Origin of the sequence: Glutamicibacter nicotianae (genome assembly GCF_006539525.1) — a bacterium.
GTDB lineage: Bacteria > Actinomycetota > Actinomycetes > Actinomycetales > Micrococcaceae > Glutamicibacter > Glutamicibacter nicotianae.
On the sequence record NZ_BJNE01000007.1, the window covers coordinates 23,205 to 44,372 of the forward strand.

29 protein-coding genes are annotated in these 21,168 nt (G+C 61.9%); all 29 read left to right on the forward strand.

Annotation, left to right across the window (positions count from 1 at the left end; genetic code table 11):
• Window positions 1-285 (forward strand): WhiB family transcriptional regulator, encoded by a 285-nt coding sequence (locus ANI01nite_RS09550; protein WP_141357635.1) that lies wholly within the window; start codon window positions 1-3, stop codon window positions 283-285.
• A gap of 5 nt (window positions 286-290) precedes the next feature.
• Window positions 291-1,133, forward strand: coding sequence for a hypothetical protein (locus tag ANI01nite_RS09555; protein ID WP_141357637.1), 843 nt, complete (start codon window positions 291-293; stop codon window positions 1,131-1,133).
• Window positions 1,134-1,181: 48 nt separating this feature from the next.
• Window positions 1,182-1,973 carry a BRO family protein gene (locus ANI01nite_RS09560; RefSeq protein ID WP_141357639.1) on the forward strand — a complete coding sequence of 264 codons (792 nt, stop codon included), beginning with the start codon at window positions 1,182-1,184 and terminating at the stop codon, window positions 1,971-1,973.
• A complete protein-coding gene (locus tag ANI01nite_RS09565; RefSeq protein ID WP_141357641.1) occupies window positions 1,970-2,251 on the forward strand; it encodes a glutaredoxin family protein in 282 nt (93 codons plus the stop codon). The genes ANI01nite_RS09560 and ANI01nite_RS09565 overlap by 4 nt, the downstream gene beginning before the upstream one ends.
• Window positions 2,248-2,484, forward strand: coding sequence for a hypothetical protein (locus tag ANI01nite_RS09570; RefSeq protein ID WP_141357643.1), 237 nt, complete (start codon window positions 2,248-2,250; stop codon window positions 2,482-2,484). Before ANI01nite_RS09565 ends, ANI01nite_RS09570 begins: the two co-directional genes overlap by 4 nt.
• The gene (locus tag ANI01nite_RS09575) at window positions 2,481-2,996 is read left to right on the forward strand and encodes a hypothetical protein (protein WP_141357644.1); all 516 of its coding nucleotides are present in this window, start codon (window positions 2,481-2,483) and stop codon (window positions 2,994-2,996) included. The genes ANI01nite_RS09570 and ANI01nite_RS09575 overlap by 4 nt, the downstream gene beginning before the upstream one ends.
• On the forward strand, window positions 2,989-3,342 hold the full coding sequence (locus ANI01nite_RS09580; RefSeq protein ID WP_141357647.1) for a hypothetical protein: 354 nt from the start codon (window positions 2,989-2,991) through the stop codon (window positions 3,340-3,342). Before ANI01nite_RS09575 ends, ANI01nite_RS09580 begins: the two co-directional genes overlap by 8 nt.
• Window positions 3,339-3,620 (forward strand): hypothetical protein, encoded by a 282-nt coding sequence (locus tag ANI01nite_RS09585; RefSeq protein WP_141357649.1) that lies wholly within the window; start codon window positions 3,339-3,341, stop codon window positions 3,618-3,620. The genes ANI01nite_RS09580 and ANI01nite_RS09585 overlap by 4 nt, the downstream gene beginning before the upstream one ends.
• Window positions 3,617-3,886 carry a hypothetical protein gene (locus ANI01nite_RS09590; protein ID WP_141357651.1) on the forward strand — a complete coding sequence of 90 codons (270 nt, stop codon included), beginning with the start codon at window positions 3,617-3,619 and terminating at the stop codon, window positions 3,884-3,886. Before ANI01nite_RS09585 ends, ANI01nite_RS09590 begins: the two co-directional genes overlap by 4 nt.
• Entirely contained in the window at window positions 3,873-5,069 is a 1,197-nt protein-coding gene (locus tag ANI01nite_RS09595; RefSeq protein WP_141357652.1) for a hypothetical protein, read from the forward strand. The genes ANI01nite_RS09590 and ANI01nite_RS09595 overlap by 14 nt, the downstream gene beginning before the upstream one ends.
• Entirely contained in the window at window positions 5,069-5,425 is a 357-nt protein-coding gene (locus tag ANI01nite_RS09600) for a VRR-NUC domain-containing protein (protein WP_141357654.1), read from the forward strand. The genes ANI01nite_RS09595 and ANI01nite_RS09600 overlap by 1 nt, the downstream gene beginning before the upstream one ends.
• Before the next feature lie 64 nt (window positions 5,426-5,489).
• The gene (locus ANI01nite_RS09605) at window positions 5,490-6,149 is read left to right on the forward strand and encodes a hypothetical protein (RefSeq protein WP_141357656.1); all 660 of its coding nucleotides are present in this window, start codon (window positions 5,490-5,492) and stop codon (window positions 6,147-6,149) included.
• A gap of 652 nt (window positions 6,150-6,801) precedes the next feature.
• Window positions 6,802-7,389: a phage terminase small subunit P27 family gene (locus tag ANI01nite_RS09610; RefSeq protein WP_141357658.1), complete on the forward strand. Its 588-nt coding sequence runs from the start codon at window positions 6,802-6,804 to the stop codon at window positions 7,387-7,389.
• A 43-nt stretch (window positions 7,390-7,432) separates the two neighbouring features.
• Window positions 7,433-9,172, forward strand: coding sequence for a terminase large subunit (locus ANI01nite_RS09615; protein ID WP_141357660.1), 1,740 nt, complete (start codon window positions 7,433-7,435; stop codon window positions 9,170-9,172).
• Complete coding sequence (locus tag ANI01nite_RS09620) at window positions 9,169-10,596, forward strand: phage portal protein (RefSeq protein WP_141357662.1); 1,428 nt, start codon at window positions 9,169-9,171, stop codon at window positions 10,594-10,596. The genes ANI01nite_RS09615 and ANI01nite_RS09620 overlap by 4 nt, the downstream gene beginning before the upstream one ends.
• Complete coding sequence (locus ANI01nite_RS09625; protein WP_141357664.1) at window positions 10,597-11,718, forward strand: hypothetical protein; 1,122 nt, start codon at window positions 10,597-10,599, stop codon at window positions 11,716-11,718. It abuts the gene before it with no gap.
• 13 nt (window positions 11,719-11,731) lie between these two features.
• Entirely contained in the window at window positions 11,732-12,457 is a 726-nt protein-coding gene (locus ANI01nite_RS09630; RefSeq protein WP_141357666.1) for a hypothetical protein, read from the forward strand.
• Window positions 12,458-12,475: 18 nt separating this feature from the next.
• Entirely contained in the window at window positions 12,476-13,303 is an 828-nt protein-coding gene (locus ANI01nite_RS09635; RefSeq protein WP_141357668.1) for a phage major capsid protein, read from the forward strand.
• A 4-nt stretch (window positions 13,304-13,307) separates the two neighbouring features.
• Entirely contained in the window at window positions 13,308-13,715 is a 408-nt protein-coding gene (locus tag ANI01nite_RS09640; RefSeq protein ID WP_141357670.1) for a hypothetical protein, read from the forward strand.
• A 15-nt stretch (window positions 13,716-13,730) separates the two neighbouring features.
• The gene (locus tag ANI01nite_RS09645; RefSeq protein ID WP_141357672.1) at window positions 13,731-14,327 is read left to right on the forward strand and encodes a hypothetical protein; all 597 of its coding nucleotides are present in this window, start codon (window positions 13,731-13,733) and stop codon (window positions 14,325-14,327) included.
• Window positions 14,324-14,722 carry a DUF6093 family protein gene (locus ANI01nite_RS09650; protein ID WP_141357674.1) on the forward strand — a complete coding sequence of 133 codons (399 nt, stop codon included), beginning with the start codon at window positions 14,324-14,326 and terminating at the stop codon, window positions 14,720-14,722. The genes ANI01nite_RS09645 and ANI01nite_RS09650 overlap by 4 nt, the downstream gene beginning before the upstream one ends.
• Complete coding sequence (locus ANI01nite_RS09655; protein ID WP_141357676.1) at window positions 14,719-15,114, forward strand: hypothetical protein; 396 nt, start codon at window positions 14,719-14,721, stop codon at window positions 15,112-15,114. The genes ANI01nite_RS09650 and ANI01nite_RS09655 overlap by 4 nt, the downstream gene beginning before the upstream one ends.
• Window positions 15,111-15,536 carry a hypothetical protein gene (locus ANI01nite_RS09660; protein WP_141357678.1) on the forward strand — a complete coding sequence of 142 codons (426 nt, stop codon included), beginning with the start codon at window positions 15,111-15,113 and terminating at the stop codon, window positions 15,534-15,536. Before ANI01nite_RS09655 ends, ANI01nite_RS09660 begins: the two co-directional genes overlap by 4 nt.
• A gap of 18 nt (window positions 15,537-15,554) precedes the next feature.
• A complete protein-coding gene (locus ANI01nite_RS16695; protein WP_170214619.1) occupies window positions 15,555-15,731 on the forward strand; it encodes a hypothetical protein in 177 nt (58 codons plus the stop codon).
• On the forward strand, window positions 15,728-16,240 hold the full coding sequence (locus ANI01nite_RS09665) for a phage tail tube protein (protein WP_141357680.1): 513 nt from the start codon (window positions 15,728-15,730) through the stop codon (window positions 16,238-16,240). The genes ANI01nite_RS16695 and ANI01nite_RS09665 overlap by 4 nt, the downstream gene beginning before the upstream one ends.
• Before the next feature lie 99 nt (window positions 16,241-16,339).
• On the forward strand, window positions 16,340-16,924 hold the full coding sequence (locus tag ANI01nite_RS09670) for a hypothetical protein (protein ID WP_141357682.1): 585 nt from the start codon (window positions 16,340-16,342) through the stop codon (window positions 16,922-16,924).
• A gap of 41 nt (window positions 16,925-16,965) precedes the next feature.
• Complete coding sequence (locus ANI01nite_RS09675) at window positions 16,966-17,262, forward strand: hypothetical protein (protein WP_141357684.1); 297 nt, start codon at window positions 16,966-16,968, stop codon at window positions 17,260-17,262.
• Between the two features lie 15 nt (window positions 17,263-17,277).
• Window positions 17,278-20,391 (forward strand): phage tail tape measure protein, encoded by a 3,114-nt coding sequence (locus tag ANI01nite_RS09680; RefSeq protein WP_141357686.1) that lies wholly within the window; start codon window positions 17,278-17,280, stop codon window positions 20,389-20,391.
• Window positions 20,384-21,130: a phage tail family protein gene (locus ANI01nite_RS09685; protein WP_141357688.1), complete on the forward strand. Its 747-nt coding sequence runs from the start codon at window positions 20,384-20,386 to the stop codon at window positions 21,128-21,130. The genes ANI01nite_RS09680 and ANI01nite_RS09685 overlap by 8 nt, the downstream gene beginning before the upstream one ends.
• Window positions 21,131-21,168: the final 38 nt, after the last annotated feature.

Below are 21,168 nucleotides of genomic sequence, written 5' to 3' on the forward strand. Positions count from 1 at the left end.
ATGGCCACCCGAAGCATGGCAAGCATTACCCGCCAAGCCCCGGACATGGTTGCCGATGACCAGGACTGGCGAGCCGAAGCGCTCTGCAAGAACTGGGATTTCAAGAAGAAGGGCGATCCCTGGCATCCCGCCAGCGAATCCCGCATAGCAGCCATCGAAGGTAAGAACCTCTGCGGAGGGTGCAAAGTCCGGTTCGACTGCCTGATCGACGCAGTCCAATCAGACACCAGATACGGCATCCGCGGCGGCCAGACGGCCGACGAGCGAAGAAGACTCAGGAAGTAGGAGCCATGATCTTGACAGTGAACACCGCGGATCTGCGCCACGCGCTGATCGCAGTGCAACCGCACGTCCACAACGATGCGGCCACCGGGCTGGACGTCGTGCACTTCATGGCCGATGACCAGAACGTCTACGTGCAGGCAACCAACACCGCGTCGGCTGCCCTGGCCATCGTCAGCGTCTGGGAAGCTGATGGGCTCACCGGAGACCCGGAAGAGGACTCCTTCGACCTCGACCCGACCGTGGTCAAGGAACTCCTCCAAGTGTTCAAGGCATCGAAAAACCAGCCCGAGGACGAAATAGGAGATTCCCTGCAGATCAAGATCTCCACCAAGGAACTGATCTTCACCGACATCTCCGGCCTGTTCCCCGGCAAGACGTACATCGTGCCCAACGGAAACACTTCAGAGGTATTCCCGAACCTGCCACGGCTGTTCGAAGAGGCCGTATCCGCTGCCAAGCAGGTGCCTTCCCGCATCCTGGCCAACGGCAAGCTCCTGCAGCTCTTCGCGCACGCGGCCGCAGCCTACAAGGAACCGCTGGCGATCGAGCCAACGGCCACGCGAACCCGGATGCTGATCACCTGCGGAGAGTCCTTCATCGGTCTGCTGATGCCCATCCGCGCAGAGGAGGGCTCCGACCTCGACGTGAAGCTCATTGAAGCCCGCGACGGCTGGAACCGCCGGCTGCCCGCCCTGGCATACGCGCTGCGCCAGCGGAGCACCGGCCGGCCGGACAACGAAGCCGCACTCGCCGAAGCAGCAGCCGTAGCAGCACTCAAGGCCGCGAAAGGCGTGATCATATTCCGCGGCAACACGACCACGCCGGCCCCAGACCCAGCCACCAGCTAAAACCTTGTCAAGAAATTAACAAACCACCCACTTTGTAAGGAGTAATCCATGGCCACCATGCAGAGCTGGATTTACCAAGAAGAAGAAGTGCGCACAGTGCTGATCAACGGCGAACCCCACTTCATCGCCAACGACCTATGCGCAGTACTCGACATCCGCAACGCACGAGACGCGGTAGCCACACTGGACGACGACGAAAAGGGCGTCGTTACTACCGACACCCTTGGTGGCAACCAGCAAATGACCTGCGTGACCGAAGCCGGCATGTACTCACTCGTCCTCCGCTCCCGCAAACCAGAAGCCAAAGCCTTCAAACGCTGGCTCACACACGAAGTACTCCCCTCCATCCGCAAAACCGGCAGCTACCAGCGCTCGCCGATGACCGAGGACGACATCGTGGCCCAGGCGCTGCAGATCACCAGTGCGCGGGTCAAGGCGCTGGAGTCGAAGGTGCAGCAGGACGCGCCGAAGGTCGACTACGTGGACACGTTCGTGGCCGACGAGGATCTGATCACGATCCGCACGTTGGCATCAGATCTGAAGATCGGCGAGAACGAGCTGCGCGCGATCCTCCTGGAACGCAAGTGGATTTACAAGCAGGAGTCCTCGCGCTGGTCGGAGAAGGAGCAGCGCAAGAAGTCGATCTACCGGTACAGCGCCATGGCGGACAAGAAGAACTACTTCCACGCAGTCCTCGCGCACGACGCGCCTCGGTTCCGAGGAGAAGTCATGCACACCCTCAAGCTCACCCCAGAGGGCGCCGTGGCCGTCACCCGGCTGATCAACCAAATGAGAAGAGCGGCGAGCACGCTCGAAGCTGTGAAAGGACCAGCAGCATGAGCAAGCTAGTCACCCTGTACACGAAGCCCGGATCCTGCGGGCAGTGCACGGCCACCATACGCGCACTGAACAAGGCCGAGATCCCGTTCCAGGAGATCGTCGTGAATCCGTCTGATAAGGAGTCCATCGACGAGCTGAGGCGCATCGCCAAGCAGCTGGGCGAATCAGCGACCATGCCCTACGTCCTGGTGCTGGACCGCGACACCGAAGATATCAAGGGTTGGTTCGGATTCCAGCCTGACAAGATCAAGGACCTGAAGAAGGAGCTGCAGCCATGAGCACGGTCATCGAAGCCCGCCGCCTCAACGGCACCGATCTGGGCAAGACGATCAGCTTCCCAGGTACTGAAGGCACCCTGCGCGGCGTCCTCCACGGCTACCTCACCGGCGAAGAAACCACGGACTCCAAGAAGCACGTCACCGCCCTCGTCGGCACAGAAACGCACGTGTTGGAACCATCCGACAAGATCACGATCACCGGCCGCATGAAGAAACCAGAGGTACAACCATGACCAGAGAAATTACCATCGACGACCTGAAACGGTACCGCGCACTGGTAGAAACCGGATCCGTACTGGACAAGAACACCGTCCTGAACATCATCAGCCACGCCGGCAAAGCCGGAGAGACCATCCAGCGCAAGCAGAACGCAATCGAAACCCTGGACCGCATCATCACACAGCAGTGCCAGGCCGCCCTCGACGCGACCGGACTGCACCACCTCATTGACGAGGACGGAGACGGCGACTGGTCCGCAGTCTGGGAAGGCCTGCAGGAACTCGGAGAGTCCAAGCGCAAAGCCGAGCAAAATCTGGGTGCTGCGCTTGATGCAAACAAGCGCTGGGCACACCGGAGCTCGCGGGAACACTCCGAACTTTTCAAGGCGAACAACGCTATCCACCGGGTGCGTGAACTCCGCAGAACGTGGTGCGATGCTTCATACGACCCGATGAATACCGGATTGAACATCGCAGGTGTCGTGAACGCTATCGACCGAGCTCTGGCTGGTGTGCCGAATGACTAATCAGCACCCGATCAACCCCGAAGCGCTCGAAGCAGCAGCTAAAGCACTGTGGGAGTGGTGGAACCCCGAACTTCCGTGGGATGAAAACGATGACAGAACCAAGGAGCAGTGGCGCGACGAGATGGCCAAAGTCGCATTGTCCGCTTATCTCGCCGCCACGCTGCCGGAAGTGAACAGCGATACCGAGCTGCATGTTGGGACCCTGATTGAAGACAAAACGGGCCGACACCTCTGGAATGTGTGGCGCACAGGGGGCCCGGCAGTTCATTGGATGGACGATGAAGGACGCCCAGCTACACCAGTATTCCCCGCCCGTGTGATGTACAGATCAGGAGGCACAGCGTGACTGAGCCAGCGAAGCCAAAGCGACCCAGGAACGATGGCCCAGTGCCCCGCCTCGACCCGCTCCGCGACATGGACGAGATCCAAACCGGGGAACTCGGCGCCAAGCACATCGGCCTGCACGCCGTCGTGAATGCCCCCGGAGAGCCGCAGCTCTACGGGCGCATCACCTACCTCACCCACCAGCTCCACGCCACCGTCGTAGAGCTCACCTGGAACGGCATCCAAATCAAGCACCGCAGCGACCCCGAGCAGGTAATCAGAATCGAGGCCCACCAATGATGCTCATAAGAGCCCTCACCGACGACACCGACAAGATCTACGTCTGCCGGAACCCGCACACCCGCCGCTGGATCACCCTCCAACGCGGCAACGCCCTCGCAGACTCCAAGCACCCAAATGACGCGCTCGCCGTAGCCAGGGCTCAGGCCCGGAAACTGCCGAAGCCCAAGAACATGAACAGGATCGCCAATGTCGTGGTTGAAGCAGTCGGACGTATCGGCGAATCACCCGTTGGTATTGCGCGTCTTGGAGATGGACGAGGCTGACGACCGTCTGCTCAACGAGATGTACGGATGGGTGAACAGGTGCGCCACGCAATCGGCCGCATTTGACCGCGATTACATCGTTGAGATTGGCACGGCCAAGCAGATGGCCGGTCTCAGCCGCTACAAGGAACTTCTCAAGGCAGCACTGTCTTGCGGGATCTTCGAGGAGAAGGAGATTGAGGAGAACGGCAGTATGCGCCGGGTACTCAAGCTCGTGGAAGAGGAAGACCTCTTCCACATGATCCTCAAGTCGGACAAGGAGCGGGAGAAGAACCGCCGTGCGGACACGTACGACCTTGCCAAGAAGGGCGCCATCATCAAGCGTGATGGCTCCGAATGCCGGTGGTGTGGCCGCTTGGTCACCTTCGGCAATGACCGTAAGTCGATCAAGGCCGGCACCATTGACCACCTTGATCCGAAGGACCTGGACAACAGCGACCCGACGCCGATCGAGCGTCTCGTGGTTGCTTGCACGTCCTGCAACTCAAGCAGAAAGGATGGTGGCTTCTGGGATAAGGAACTCAGACCGGCACCACGCTCCCCGTACTTCACTGCCGACGCGGCCGCATGGCTGCGCGACAAGGCGGGAATCCTGGTCAAGGTCTCGACTGAACGTGTAGAGCTCCACGCTCCCGAACCAGCTCCGGCATCAACCCCAGTGATTGGTCCGGCATCAACTGATGCAACGGCAAGCGACGCAGCAACGGATACCTCCGGCTCGTCCACCACCACCGGCAAGAATGCGACGGCAGCAAGCAAGGTTGAGCGCTCTGAGGCAACGGCATCCCCGGCCCAGAAAGAACGCCTGTCCACCTCGGACATGGCCACCGAGCTCCACGGCATCGAATACTCGGAAATGATCGCAGCACTTGAAAGCGAAGCCGTAGAGACTCCCCACCAGGGTGAGACTCCGGCCGGCGACGACGCAACGGATACCACCGGCTCGTCCCCCGCGCAGTCACCGATCAACTCCGAATCAAAAAATAATCAGTTGATCATCAAGAAACCTGAGGGTGTCGGATCTGGATCTGCCGGGACGGGTCGGGTCGGGACGGGCCGGGTTGGGTCTGGTAGGGCTGGGTGGCGAGATCACTCTCCTGCTGATTCCCGCCTGCCTGCTAAGCCTTCGAGCAATGCTCAGCCCCGTTCCAGACGTAGAAGACCTCGGAGGAGGAAGAACTAATGAAGTACAACCAACAGCCGTTCAAGAACCCTGTCCTCTTGTGGAGTGAAGCGGAGTTCCAGTCGCATGTGCAAAACCTTGCGAAGTCTTTGGGCTACACGCAGCAGTACCACACCCATGATTCTCGGCGGTCGAATCCTGGCTTCCCGGATCTGGTGCTGATTCATGGCCGGACGAAGAAGTTGATGTTTGCCGAGTTGAAGGCCCAGGCCGGCCGAGTGAGTCCAGCGCAGGAATCGTGGCTGAATGATCTCCGCTTGGGTGGTCAGGTGGCTGAGGTGTGGCGCCCTTCGGATTGGGTGTCTGGCCGGATTCTTCAAGTGCTGCGAGGAGGTGCGACAGTTGCCAGAGCATAAGGATGCTGCGGATTGCGGTTGCTGGGGTTGCCAGTCGATCGCTCGTGAAGGTGCTGGGGTGTGCGTGGTTCATCTGGTGGCGGAGCAGGACAAGGTGCCACCGGCTGCATCGACTGATCTGAATCTCTGCCCTACCTGTGATGACCGGATGCGTGCCGATCTTCACCTGGTTGCCGATCGTTGGGATGAAGCCCAGGACGCATTGCACCCGTCGCGAGGTGGTGACAGCGAGCGTCACGCCCAGCGCACGGAAGCGCCGCTGCCGTTGAACGTCTCTGTGTCGGATGCGCTCATGATCGTGCGCGACAACATCTGGTCGGTAGCGCTCCGGCTGGTCGATGATCATCCGGGCCTGTCGTTGCCGGCCGATCAGACCACGCCGAGCTTGGCCGAGTGGCTGGCCAAGTGGCAGATGCTGAAGATCGCAGGCTCTCCGGATAAGAGCTTCACCCGCCAGGCGTACTGGTGGGTTGCCGAAGCAGCCGATCAGATCGCGGCCAAGACGTACGGTGTCGAGACAACCGTCGAGATCCCGCATCAGTTCTGCAAGCGCCCCGGATGCAAGGGCCAGCTGCTCATTGCCGAGAGGTCTGATGGTGTGAAGACTGTGCGGTGCTCAGCTGATGCGCATCATGCGGTGCAGTGGGATACCTGGTCGAAGATGTTGAAGGCTTCTCGTCCCCAGCGTCGAGGTGCTCGGCCTCCCCGTCTGGGTCGAGTTTGACGGACTTGACATAGTGGCGTAAATTTACTGATTGAATGGCCTTACTGGCTCAAGCGATAGCCCCGAATCACAGCAGTGGTTCGGGGCTTCGTCGTACCCGGGCGCAGTGAGGTGAGCAGCGTTGCCTTCGGCGCCGAAGAAACCTTGCACGCAACCTGGTTGCACCGAGCTGGTCCAAGCTTTCGGCAGTCGTGGTCGGTGCGCCGAGCATGAGAAGGCAGCCGAAGAACACCGGGGCTCGTCTCGATGGCGTGGGTACACCAGCCGTGGCCACCGCCGGTTCCGTGAAGAAGTTCTCGCGCGTGATCCGATATGCGTCTTGTGCATGAAGAGACCATCTCGAGAAGCCGACCACTACCCGGTATCCCGAAAGGGATTGATATCCAAGGGCTTGAACCCTGACGATCCCAAATACGGCCGCGGTTTGTGTTCGCCTTGCCACAAGAGTGAAACCGCCGAGCATCAGCCCGGAGGGTGGAACGCGAAGCAGTGACACGCCTCGTAACCCTTGACTTCATGCCGATCGATGCCCCTCAAAGGGGGTGGGGGTGACCCCCTTCCGGCATTTACGACTAGCCGCCGGGCAGGCAAATCCGTAGTCCCGCAGGTTAGAGCTTTTTGATCAGGGGGTGTCGCCGTTATGCCTGGTCCGATGCCGAAACCGGCGCTTTCTGTGGTGCGCGAGGGCAATCCGGGGCACCGTCCGCAGCCTGAATCGGTGGTCTTGCCGCCGGTGGAATTCGACGAACCGGACTGGTCACGTGAATTGCCCGAGGCACAGGCCCCGAAGAAGCCGAAAGAGCCCGAACGGGAAGACGGCGAGTCGATTGAGCACTTCCAGCAGCGCATCTATCGATATGAGAAGCAGTTGGTCTCGTATCAACTCAAGCGGCAGGCCATCAACGGCACTCGGTTTGTGAAGAAGCGCGCCAAGGAAGAGTGGGATCGGGTGGTTCCGGTGCTCGCCAACAGCGTGGGACTCGGCGCCGTGGACTTCTCCCTGGTCGTGGATATGTGCATCTGCGTGGCCCGTCTCGAATGGGCTGAGCATGAGCTGTCGCGTGAAGGCTTGATCACCATGGGCCAGCGTGGCCCTGGCAAGAACCCGCACACCACCATTGCCGGCCAGTACCGGACGCAGCTGAAGACCTACGTCCGCGAGCTTGGCCTGTCGCCGGCTGCGCGAACCGGGCTTCCTGGTCGCGAAGACACCTCGGAAGATGACGATCCGTTCGATTAGACGCTGGGGAGGGTGATTGCACCTCTAGAAATGGAGGTGGAGCATGCTCGACTACGATTTCGACCGGCTGCCAGTGCCTTATGACGCGCTGATCGAGCTGGGCGTCGAGCATGACCAGATCATCGAAGCACTCAAGCGCGAACCGCTCACCGTCGCCAACCAAGCAGACCAGCATCCGGGCGCGTGGTTCGACGTAGGGCGGGCGCGCAAGGCCTTGACGGCACTCGGCTCCTTCCGGCACACGAAAGGCCGCTGGGCAGGCGTTCGCATGCGTCTGGGCGAAGGTCTGGACTCATGGCAGGTCGTCTGGGTACTCGCACCAGTATTCGGCTGGGTGTACCACGACGAAGAAATAGACCGCGTAGTCCGGGTCATCCGCTCAGTATGGGTAGAAATTCCGCGTAAGAACGGAAAATCGACCTTCGCTGCAGGCTTCTCCGGCATCCTGCTCCTCGCAGACGGCGAAGCAGGAGCCGAGGTCTACAACGCTGCCGGTTCCAAGGACCAGGCACGCCGAGTATTCGACGACTCAAAAGCCATGCTGATGTCCTCACCGGCTGCGCGCAAGCGCATCGAGCCATTGACCGACGTAGTCCGCGTTCCACGCACACTGGGCATCCTGCGCGTCCTGTCCAAGGTCGCAGAGACCGCCCACGGCCTGAACGTCTCCGGAGCTTCCATTGACGAGATCCACACCCTGCGCAACCAGGGCAAGCTGATCGAAGCAATCGAAACCGGCACCGGCGCCCGAGACCAGCCCTTGATCCTGTTCATCACCACCGCCGACGAAGCCGAAGACGGCACACCGTACGACGAGAAGCACACGTACACGATCAATATCGCCAACGGCATCATCAAGGATCCACGGTTCTACGGAGTCATCTGGGCCGCCGAAGAAAAAGACGATCCATACGCCGAAAAGACCTGGTACAAAGCAAACCCCGGCCTTGGAAAGTCGCCCACGCTCGCCTACATGCGAGACCAAGCGACCAAGGCCCAAGGCTCCCCCGCCGCGCTCAAGACCTTCCTGCAGCTCGCACTGAACCTGCGCTCGCCGGGTTCGGCGCGCTGGGTGGATTTGAACCGATGGGATGAGCTGGGCGGCGCGAAGCGTACTCCGCTGCGTGGCCGGCGTGCCTGGGGTGGCTTGGACTTGTCCGCAACGAGCGACTTCACCGCGTGGACGGTCTGGGCCCAGTCCAATCGGCCGGGTATGAAGTTCGATCTGTTCACGCGCTTCTGGGTTCCAGAGGAGCGTATCGATGATTTGGAGAAGCAGCTGTTGATTCCGTTGCGTGACTGGGTGGATCGCGGCTACGTGACAGCCACCGAGGGGGATGTCATCGACTACAGCGCCGTGAAATCCGCAGTTATAGGCGATTGCAAGCACTTCGACATGCAGCGCGTCTCCTATGACCGCATGTTCGCTGGCCAGCTGGTGCAGGAACTCGATGCCGAGCTGTCGGGAATCGATATTGTGCCGGTCGCCCAGACCTTCTACGGCTTGTCTCCTGCTTCCAAGGAGATGGAGCGCATGTGGAAGGCCAAGGAGATGCGCCACGACGATAACCCGGCCATGCGGTGGATGGCGTCACGCGTGGAGGTCAAGACCGATGACGCGGACAACATTCGCCCGGTGAAGCCGAACAGGCGCACTTCAACGGCTCGTATTGACGGGTTCCAGGCTGCAGTGACCGGACTGGACGGCATCGTCCGTACCTCGCTTGAGCAGAAGCGCAATCTCGTCGCAACAGGTTCCAGTACACGAAGGAGGGCGCAATGACAGTTGATATTTTCGACCAGGAATCAGTGGCCCGTCGTGTCGACGAGCTGGCGCGGGAACTTCAGCACCGCGGACCGGAGATCGAGAAGTACGTGAACCGCTACCAGGGCGAGGGTGAGACCCTGCGCTGGGCATCGAAGAAGTTCGACGAGTACTTCAAGAAGCAGTTCGCAGGCTTCGGCGATAACTGGTGCATGCCTGTGGTAGACGCAGCAGCGGAGCGCATGCGCGTTCTCGGGTTCCGTGCGCACGGCGAGGATCTGAAGATCGACGAGCAGCTGCAGCGCGATTGGCTGGGTTCAAACTCGGATCTGGGCAGTTCCGAGGCGTTCACCATGCAGATGGCCGGCGGCCGGGCGTTCTCGCTCGTGCACCCCGCGGACCCTCCGGACAAAGCGCCCAGCGTCACCTGGGAGCACCCTCAGTCGGCAATCGTCAACACTGATCCTGTGACCGGCATCGACCGCGACGGACTGGTCATGTGGCAAGACGACAAGTACGACTTCGCCACCTACTACACGAAGACCCACTTCGTGAAGATGAAGCGGGATAATGGCAAGCAGCGCTACGAGAACACCGAGCGCATCTCGCCGACTGGCGGCTGGCAACCTCGCGACGACGAGCACCAGCCAGCAGAACACCACCTCGGCGAGGTGCCGCTGACCGAGATCCGCAACAAGACCCTGCTGGACGATAACCCGATGTCGGACATCGCCGGTGTCGCCGCCCTGCAGGACGCGATCAACCTCGTCTGGGCCTACTTGATGAACGCACTCGATCAGGCTTCCATGCCTGCCCGCGTGGCCGTGAATGCGGACGTTCCCCAAGTGCCGGTCTTGGACAAGGAAGGCCAGATAGCCGGTTACCAGGATGTCGAGCTGGACGAGCTGCTCAAGGAGAAGATCATCTTCCTGCCTGGGCAGGACGCACGCATCGAGGAATGGACAGCCGCCAACCTCGAAGCCTTCTCGAAGGTCATCTCGCAGCTGGTCGAGCACATCGCGGCCCAGACCAGAACCCCACCGCACTACCTGGTGGCGAAGATGATCAACACCGCGGCTGAATCGCTGAATATCGCCGAAGCCGGTCTGGTGTCCAAGGTGAAGGAACGAATCCTCTACGCCTCCGTAGGTGTGAAGAAGACCTTCCGGCTCATGGCCGCGGCCCGCGCCGCTTCCAACGACCGCATCGAGGCGCTTCGCGCAGGAACGATCATCTGGGACAACATCCAGTACCGCTCCGAATCGCAGATGGCCGACGTTGGCACCAAGTACAAGGCTGCAGGGTTTCCGACCGAGTACGTCTACGAGAAGCTCCTCACCGACCCGGTGCAGGTTGCCCGCGTCATGGCCATGCGCCAGAAGGAACTCCAGATGGACCCGTTCTTGGCAGCAGAGGACAGGATGCGTCAAGGAGGCCTGTAAATGGCTCAGACCATAATCGAGGCGGCGGCCGCCCACTACGCCTACGGCAAGCAGGTTCAAACACGAGCCCTGCGAGACCTGACGCGTCTGTGGGTGGCCGTCGACCGAGGCAACATCATCGAGTCATGGCAAGCCAAGCTGGCCGCGGCAACACTCATTGTGGCCCAAGCCCAGCAAGCCGTGGCGGAAGACTCCATCGAGTACACAACAGCAGTCATGGAAGCCCAAGACGCGCCAGCACCACAGCACCAGGTACTGGCCGCAGGATTCGCCGGAATCGCCTATCCCTTGGGCGACCAGCTACGCCGGCCCATCGGACTCGAAGACTCGATAGCGTCCCCCGCCTACAAAGCACTCCGCGCCATCGGCCACGGATACACCGTCGACCGCTCCATGGGCATCGGCCTGGACAACTTGCTCCTGCGCTCTCAGATGCAGATCGCCGACGCTTCCAGGCAAGCCGAAGGCGTGGCCATGGCAACCCCGCCAGTACGCATGCACTACGTCCGCATGCTCAACCCTCCATCCTGCGGCCGCTGCGCAATCCTCGCCGGCCGAACCTATCGCGCCCAAGACGCATTCGAACGCCACCCCGGCTGCGACTGCCGGCATATCCCGGTCAGCGAAGCGCTCGCCGGTGAAATGACCAGTGATCCGTACCGGTACTTCAACTCGTTGAGTCCCGAGGAGCAGGACAAGTACTTCAAACCAGCGGCCGCTCAGGCCATCCGTGACGGCGCGGATATCTTCCAGGTGGTCAATGCCCAGTCCGGGGCGTACACGACCGAGGGCGGGGCGCTGGCGACCTACTACGGCACCACCAAGCGTGGCTATTGGGGTTCTACGGAGCTGCTTGAGAAGAAGAAAAGCTCGGGCAGCCGGTATCGACGCGCTACGAGGGTGCGTCTGATGCCGGAAGAAATTTACAAGCGTTCCAAGGGCAACCGTGAGCAGGCGCTCCGGATGCTTGAGGACTACGGATACATCACTGGTCTGGGGCAAAACCCGGACGGTGTTGTCCGTGGGCCCGGTGTCGGCTACCTCGGTGGCCGTAAGCCGAGCTATTCACTCGACCCTGCAACGGGGTCGTGGACCGCCGCGTCGCGCAATGCGACCGACTGAAAGGAATCATCCCATGCCTAAGACCGTTCACGGTATCGACCTCACCGCACCGGGTGGGATCGAGGCACTGCTGGGCTTCCACTACCAGACCTTCGGCGATGCAGTCATGCAGGCCGACGGCGAGGAAGACGAAGACAACGACTCGGACGAAGACGAGGACGGCGAAGATCAGGACAATTCCGGATCTGAAGACGAATCGGACGAGGACGAGGAAGAAGTTGATGGCACCGACGCTCTCGGTGATAAGGGCCAGAAGGCCTTGCGCGCCATGAAAGACCGCGTCAAAGCGTCCAAGAAGGCTGAACGCGAAGCCAAGGCCGAGCTGGAACGGCTCAAGAACTCCGCGGGAAAGTCCGAGGAGCAGCTGGCCGAACAGCAGCAGCGGGAACAGCGCGAAGCGGCGATCCTCAACAAGGCCAACGAACGCATTGTGCGTTCGGAGATCAAGTCGGCTGCTGCAGGCAAACTGCAGAACCCGGCTCTTGCCATCCGTTTGCTCGACCTCGCAGATTTCGAGGTGGACGAGGACGGCAACGTAGACGAAGACGAGATCGCTCAGGCGATTGACGAGCTTCTGGAACGGGAACCGTATCTGGCCGTGCAAAGCGGCTCGGGTCCCAAATTCGACTCAGCTCGCGGCAAACGCAAGGTGGCGAAGAAGTACACCCGTGACGATCTGAAAAACATGTCCTCGGAGGAAATCGCTAAGGCGTACGACGAGGGCAAGGTCAAACTCTAACTCTGAAAGGAGATTGCCGTGGCAATCACCAATGCAATCCCCGAGATCTGGTCCGCCAAGATCTTGGAAGAATTCCGCCAGAAGGCTATCTTCGCCGGTCTTGCCAACCGCGAGTATGAAGGCGAAGCCAAGCAGGGCTCGTCGGTGCATATCACCGGCATCAGCCCGATCATCATCAAGGACTACAAGGCTGCCGGCCGTGTAACTAACCCTGATGAAGTCACTGACACCGGAATCATCCTGCCAATCGACAACGAGAAGTCCTTCGACTTCATCGTGGACGACATCGACGCGGCACAGGCGAAGCCTCGCCTGCTGAACGCCTACTCGAAGTCGGCTGGCGAAGGCCTGGTCGAGGACGCAGACAAGACTCTGGCAGCTCTGCTGATCGCCCAGGGTACTGCTGTCACGCCAGCCGCACCGGCAACTGACGGCGCAACCGCCTGGAACGTCATCCGCGACATCAAGAAGGCCATGGCGAAGGCCAAGGTTCCTGCTTCCGAGCGCGTGCTGATCTTCAACGCGGAGTTCGCCGCGCTGCTGGACGAGAACGACTCCAAGCTGATGAAGGCCAACGAGTCGGCTACCACCGCGGGCCTGCGCAATGCCTCGTATGGCAAGATCCTGACCTTCGACACCTACGAGTCGGAGAACCTGCCACAGGTGACAGTCCCGCAGGTTGTTGGCTTCCACCGTTCGGCGCTGGCTTACGCCTCGCAGATCGACAAGACCGAGGCCATGCGCGCTCAGTCCAAGTTCGGCGACCGCCTGCGCGGCCTGCACGTCTACGGTGCGAAGAACCTGCGTCCAGACGCAGTCTTCCACTGGACCGCAGCGGTGGTGTAGCCCAATGGCCGCATACATCGGACAGTCCAAGACGTTGATGACCAACCTGGGTGAACATGTCGCGTCGTCCCTGCTGGCCAACGGCACCATCGTGGAAGTTCCCGAAGGAGCCTCGGCCGAGCAGATCGACGCCGCATGGGAACGCAAGTTCGGTGCCGAGCCGGTGGTAGAGGTAGCGTCCACTGCCCCGGCCACCACCTTGGAGAAGCCACGCGGGAACTCCTCCCGCGAGGACTGGGAAGCATACGCCCTGTCCATCGGCATCTCCGAGGACGATCTGAAAGGCCTGAAGCAGACCGAGATCCGCGATCTGGTCGGGCAGAAGGAAACCACCGCCGATCCGGAAAAGGACGGAAACACCGAGGAACCTGCTGATCCAAAGGACGCGGATCCAGCTGGTTCCGACGACTAGTAGGAGGTGGGCCTGTTGGCACTGATCACTGTCCCGGATCTGGAACAATATCCGCTTCCCGCGGATGTGAACTTGGCCGATCCCATCGTGCAGGTGCTGATCGACTCGGCCTCGGCCGAGGTGGTCGACGCGGCAGGCTCACCCATCGTCTCCACCCGCAGCACGGTCGCCCTCCTGGCCGGCCGTGCTCGCCTCCTTCGGCTGCCAGGCTTGCCGGTAACAGAGATCCACTCGGTCACTGTTGCCGGCCAGCCGGTGGTCGACTGGAAGCAGGCCGCCGGCGGACTCTACCGGCCGTCAGGCTGGGGCGAAGACGGTGCAGAGATCGTTACCGTGGACTACACACACGGCCTGCCAGCGCTCCCGGCTGACATCAAGGACATGGTCTGCCGAATGGTCATCTCAGGCCTCCTGAACGCGTCGGAAGGCGCGGACGGGTTCGCCCTGGATAACGGCCGCTTGTCCTCGGTGGCCATCGACGACTACAAGGAGTCCTACGCCACCGGAGACACCGTGGACGCGATCACCGAGATGTCCCTCCCCCAGCGCACGCGTGAGCGACTCGCCAAGCGGTTCGGAAACTACGGCGCCAAGGTGGTGGGAAGCCTGTGAGCGTGCAACGCCGAGCCATAGCCGCGGCACGCCGTGGCCGCGAACGCGCCAAGATGCTGATGATCGCCGAATGCACCATTAAGCGGCCTACTGGCAACACCTACGACCCCGCACTGGGGCACGAGGTCGCCACCTACGGCACCATCTACACCGGCAAGTGCGGGTACGAAGTGGACTCCACCCAGCCAGCAGAATTCGTGCTGGCAGCCACGGAATTCACAGTCACCAACGCCCTGGTGAAACTCCCGATCGGCTCCGGCGCAATGCAAGGAGACCTTGTGGAGATCACCAGCTCCCAGCTGGACCTGCCTCGGCCGGGAACCAAGGCCAAGCTCATTGAGCTGGCCGAGGGCACCCACCGCACGGCAGAACGATGGAGGGCGGTGAGCGTGTGAGCCTCGACGATTCCGAGCTGCGCCTGCTATCCCAAGACCTCGGACTCGTACCTGACGGAATCATCCCGAAGGTGCGCGGCGTGGTCCGCAAGGGCGCTCTCAACGTCAAGAACGCGATGCAGCGGGATTTCCGGGCATCGTCCTCCTTCCGCCATGCAGCCCGGTCAGTCGACTTCGAGGAGATCAGCTCCGGCGCTTTTGGGCGAACCAATATTGCCGCGGAGATTGGTCCTAACAAAGCCCGAGCCAACACCGCTGGTCTGGCAGGCTTCGCCTACTTCGGCGGCTCGCTCGGCGGTGGCGGCACAGTCCGCGACCCAGCCGAAGCGCTCGCCGATGAAGCTCCGAACTTCGAGAAGTACTTGCTGGATGTCTTGGAGGGGCTGATATGAGTCTGGAAGTGCTCCAAGGGGTCAAGGACATGTTCCCGGCCGGCACGCGGGTGCATCTCCACGAAGCCAAGTTGTTCAGTCCTCCGCAGCTCTCCGACTTCCCGTACGTGGTGCTGCACGGCGGGTGGGGCGAGGAGACCTCGGGTGAGCGCGGCGACCGGTCCAGTGATGACATTCCGGACCAGACGGCGTTCACGTTGCGCTGCACGGTCGTGGCGTTGTCGCTGGAAGGGCTGAACGCGTTGGCCCGTATCTCGCGGACTGCGTTGAACCGGCAGCGGCCGGTGGTTGCTGGCTGGAAGTTCTCTCGCCTTCGCCAAGTCGAAGTACTCACGGCTGAACCGGATAACCGGGTCTCCGTGGAAACCATCAACCCCGTGTACCTCGTGGACGAATACCCGTTCATGGGCTCTCGGGTCTAACCGAAAGGACACATCACCATGGCTAAGCCTGGCTTTGTGGAAGCCCGACCCAAAGGGGGCGGGGAAATCCGGCTGGTTCCGGAGCATTACCTGACCAATCCGGCACTCGGCTTCGTCGAAGTGCCGTCCATTCGCAATACCGGCGTGAAGGCGAAGGCCAAGCCGGCCAGCAACGCTGAGGAGGATGCCAAGTGAAGACTTCCGCAGACGGCAAGAAGAAGTGGGCCATGCTGCTTACCAAGCCAGCTGGTCCGATCCCTACCGCTACTGAGCTGAACGCCGGCATCGACTTCTCGTGCGTGGTTCTCGAATCGGACATCACCTGGTCGCCGACCGCGTCGGACCGGTTCAACGAGAAAGTGTCCTGCCAGAAGGGCAACGCCCAGGCGCTCGGCGCCAGCAACTACGAGACCGCGCTGACCTTCGTCCGCGAGTGGCTGACCACCGGCTCCGGAGCGGACGTCGCAGAACTCGATGCTGCCTACCAGGCAGTCATGGTCAAGGACACCACCGTGTGGATCTACATGCGCGAGACCGACAAGGACTCGACCGAGGACTGGGCCGCGGGAGATGAAATCTTCCTCGGTGGCGAATTGAAGACCGACTCGCCGACCCGGCCGGGCAACGATGGCAACATCAAGCGCCGCGTCGAGTTCTTGGGCCAGAACATGGTCAGCGAAGTGCTGGTGCCTGCAGGCGCTTAGCCGGCACCCCTTGACTAGCCCGGTGACGTGGATGGGCTCCTGCGTCACCGGGCTTCCCCATCCCCATAAAGAGCCCGCACACCTGAAATGGAGCCCACCATGACTGAACTGAACCCTGCCGAGTTCGACTTCGAGGCGTGGATCGACGACGCACGCCTGCCCGAGGATTCGGAAACCGTGTACAAGCGCGGCGACCTCGTCGCGAAGATCAACCACCTGGCCCGCCAGATCCGCGTGGAGACCGATGCGATCGGCATCGAGAAGGTCAGTGGAGGTTCCCCGCTGCTGGCCAAGCTGAAGAAGGAACGCGAGGAGCTGATGAAGGCCTTCGCCCGTTCCGAGGTCACCTTCTACCTGCGCGCACTCCCCCAGAACAAGATCAAGGAACTGGTCGACCAGCACCCGCTCTCCGACGATGCGTCCCGCGAGGACCAGATGGCGCAGCGGGTCGCGTTGAACCGGGCGCTGCTGGCCGAGTCCATCGTGGCGCTGGAGTCCCCGACGTTGGAGAAGCGCGACATCAAGATGACGATCCCGTTGGTCGCCACCCTGGAAGCGAAGCTCGGTGCAGCCCAGCTCTCCAAGCTCCTGGCCAAGCGTCAGCAGGTGCAGTCCGAAGCGCCAGCCCCGGACGCAGATTTTTTGCCCGATGCCTCTGGCACCAGCCAAGACTCCGGTCAGTAGTCAACGTCCTGCGCACAGCCCGAGCCGTCCAGAAGCCGCCCATGCACTGGTTTTCCAGCCAGCGCGGCGACTGGACGGACAAGGACTACCTTCTGTCCTTGGTCCTCACCATCTACGAGGACGGCCTGTGCTACTGTGGCCAGCCCACCGAGCTGGCCCACCACCCGGACAACGACGGCTGGTACACGGCGCACAAGAAGGTCTGCCAGTCCTGCGCAGCCCGTGAGCGCTCCACCCAGGGAATCGGCAAAGAGCCATACAAACCCGACCCCGGCGAACGGGTCTACACCAGCTACGACAGGCCCGCGGATAAGCCAATCCGAGACCTGCCGGCATAACCCGAAGGAGGGCACATGGCCGAGCGCCGAGTATCTGCCAGGCTTGAAGCCACGGTGTCGAACTTCATCAAGGGGTTCAAGGACGCGAAGAAGTCCGTCGAGGATCTGACGCAGTCCACCCAGAACGCCAACAAGGCCACCCAGGAGAACGCACGCTTCTCCGAAGAAGCCGCGAAGAAGATCAAGCTCGTCGCCGACGCTGACCAGAAGGCAGCCAAGGCCGCCGGCCTGCTCTACAACGCCAACGGCCAGCTGGTGAACTCCAACGGCAAGATCGTGTCGTCCTCCCAGGCCGCGGCGCACGGCGTCGACGCATTCTCCGACGCCGTGTACCTGGCCAACGTCGAAGCGCAGGAAGCAGCCGCCGCCACCGAAGCGGCCGTGGCCAAGCAGGCCGAGGCCTACCAGACCCTCGCACCCGCAGTCACGATAGCCGGCGGCGCGCTCACCCTCGCCTTCGGCAAGATGCTCCACACCTACGCCGACTTCGACAAGTCCATGTCCGAAGTCCAGGCAGCCACCCACGAAACCGCCGGCAACATGGATCTGCTCCGCGAAGCAGCAGTTGGCGCCGGCGCGGACACCGCCTTCAGCGCATCCGAAGCCGCCGGAGGCATCAAGGAACTCGCCAAGGCCGGCGTCGACACCCAGGCCATCATCAACGGCGGCCTGACCGGCGCCCTGTCCCTGGCAGCCACCGACAACATCGAAGTGGCCAAGGCCGCCGAAATCGCCGCATCAGCGATGACCCAGTTCAAGCTCTCCGGCGAAGAAGTCCCCCACATCGCCGACCTCCTCGCAGCAGGCGCAGGCAAAGCCCAGGGCGGCGTCGAAGACCTCGGCATGGCCCTCAACCAATCCGGCCTCGTCGCCAACGGCGTCGGCCTCACCATCGAGGAAACCACCGGAGCACTCACCGCCTTCGCCGCAGCCGGCCTCACCGGCTCCGACTCGGGCACCAGCTTCAAGACCATGCTGCAGTCGCTCACCCCGAACTCCAAGCAAGCCGCGGAGCTCATGGACGAACTCGGCATCAGCGCCTACGACGCCCAAGGCCAATTCGTCGGCATGTCCGAATACGCTGGCATCCTCCAAGGAGCCCTCAAGGACATGTCCGATGAGCAACGCCAGGCAACGCTCAAGACCATTTTCGGCTCCGACGCAGTCCGCGCCGCCAACGTCCTCTACGAAGAAGGCGCCGAAGGCATCCAGAAATGGGAAGACGCCGTCAACGACGCAGGATACGCAGCAGAAACCGCAGCCGCCATGCAAGACAACCTCGCAGGCGACCTCGAAAAACTCGGCGGAGCCTTCGACACCGTCTTCCTCCAAGCAGGATCCGGCGCCAACGACGTACTCCGCGGACTCGTCCAAACCGCCGAGAGCTTCATCGACGCCGTGGGCACCATCCCAGAACCAGTCCTCTCCATCGGAGGCATCCTCACCGGCATCGTCGGCGGCGGAGCGCTCGCCGGTGGCGCGCTGGTCACGATGGTTCCGAAGGTCAAGGAGACAGTCGACGCGTTCAAGGACCTGCGATCCTCTGGCAGCAAGGTTCCTGGGGTACTGGGCAAGGTGGGTAAAGCGGCCGGCATTGCTGCCATTGCGTTGGGAACTTTCGAGCTCGCAGCGCAGATCGCAGGCACCGGTTTGGACGAGCTGGGCGACTCCGCGGACTACATCGAGAAGCTCACCAACGGTGCGCCTTCGGTAGAAGCGCTGACCAAGCGTCTCAACGACCTGTCCTCTGCCAGCGGTAACGGCGGTGCCGGCATCGTTGGCATCGGCCAGGCAATCGAGACACTGAACCAGCCTGGCGGTCTCAAGGCGCTGGACTGGGTGGCATCACTCGGTGGCATCCTCGACTCGGACGCGAAGCTCGCTTCAAAGGCTGTCGGCGAATACGACACCGCGCTGAAGCAACTGCTCGACTCCGGCGCCGAGGCAGAGGCGTTCAAGGGCTTCCAGGTCGCAGCGCAGCAAGGCGCGGACTACGGACAGACCCTCGAAGAGGTCGCAGGCCAGTTCCCGGAGTTCATCGGCGGGCTCCAAGGCCAGGCGGATGCCGCAGGCGTGACCATAGAGAAGCAAGAACTGCTTAACTGGGCTCTCACCGGCACCAAGCCCGCTGCTCTCGAAGCCGCGCAAGGTGCAGACGTGGCCCAAACAGCACTCGAAGAAGTCGGCGTCACCGCAGAAGGCACCGTAGACGACATCAAGAAGTTCCTCGATGTCCTCTTCGAAGCCGGCATCATCACACGCGACCAGAACGCCGCCTACCGCGACTACCAAGCCGCAATCGACGAGGTCGGAGAATCGATCACGAAGAACGGCCAGACCCTCGACGTAACCACCGAAAAGGGACGAGCCAACCAGGCAGCATTCGAAGGACTCGCCCAATCCGGCGAAGACTACTTCCGGGCGCTCGCCGAGGGCGATGCTTCCGAGAAGGAGCTTCAAGGGTCCCTGCAGTCGACGTATGAATCCCTGATCAACGCAGCTGGCCAGTTCGGAATCACGGGCGAAGCCGCCGACAAGATGGCGCGCGAGGTCATGGGCATCCCGGAGGATGTCAAGGTCGAGTCGTGGATGTCTGAGGCGGCGCGTCTGGAAGCTGAAAAGACCAAGGCAGCGGTCGATGAGGTGGACGGGAAGACGGCTCACGTGTGGATCACCACGCATGAGAACTCGATCTACTCGGAGACACATGTATCCACCGGCCGCGGTGGAACCGGTGGCCAGACGAAGGCCACCGGCGGTGCGATCTTCGGGCCCGGCTCCGGCACGTCGGATGATGTGCCGATCTGGGCTTCCAACGGCGAGCACATGCTCACCGCCAAGGAAGTCCAGCTCATGGGCGGCCACGACGCGGTCTACCAGTTCCGCGCCAGCCTGCAGGCAGGTTCCATCCGTGGCCACGCCACCGGCGGCGAGATCGGAGGCATCCCCGTGGGCATCCCTACGGCTTCGGTCATGCAGTCTACCGTGGCCACGGCGGTCCCGGCTGGATCGAGCCTCCCGGAAATCAGCATCCAGATCAATGGTGCGACCGATGCCACCCGGGTGGCGCGCGAAGTCACCGACGCTATCAGCTACAAGCTCGCGAAGGTAGGGATGCGCATTGGCTAACGAGCTAGTCACACTCGACGGCTACCCGCTGACCGGTGCCACCCGAGACGGCGTGTGGAAGCGCCTGGGCGAGATCGAGGGGTGGTGGGACAGCCCGCCACCCCGCCGGCAGCGCGCCGACCGCACGAACGGCGACGGCAGCTTCAGCACCCCGATCGAGTACGGCAACCGCCTGATCACCTACGAAGGCCGCGTCATCTCGAAGAACCACGACTACCTGCACCAGGCGGCGGGGATCCTCACCGCGCTGGGGCATCGCGGAAACTCCAAGTTCCTGGTGCAAGGCCACGGACCAACGCAGTGGGCCATGGTCGATCCCCGCGGCCCGGTGAAGACCAGCTTCGAGACGGATTCCTACCTCAACTTCCAGATCCCTCTGGAAGCGATCGACCCGTTCAAATATGGCGAGTCGTACACGGTTGCCGGTTCTTCCAGCACTCCGGCAGCACTGTTCCACCGTGGCAGGGTTCCTGCGTGGCCGGTGGTCACGGTGACTGGTACATCAGCGGGTGGTTACACGCTGACGTTGAACGGAAAATCAGTGGTGGTTACCCAGGCTCTTGTTTCTGGGTCGCCGCACACGATTGATTTCAGGACTGGGATTCTACGGGCCGGCGGTGCGGTGGTTCGCGGCGGTCTGTCTACCGCGAACTTTTCGCCGGTCAATCCGGGGCTGTCGCAGAACATGACCATTACCGCGGGGCTGTTCACGGCCAAATACAGCGACACTTACATTTAGGAGGCCAGCGTGGGTTACCGGGTGTGGAGTGTTTCCTC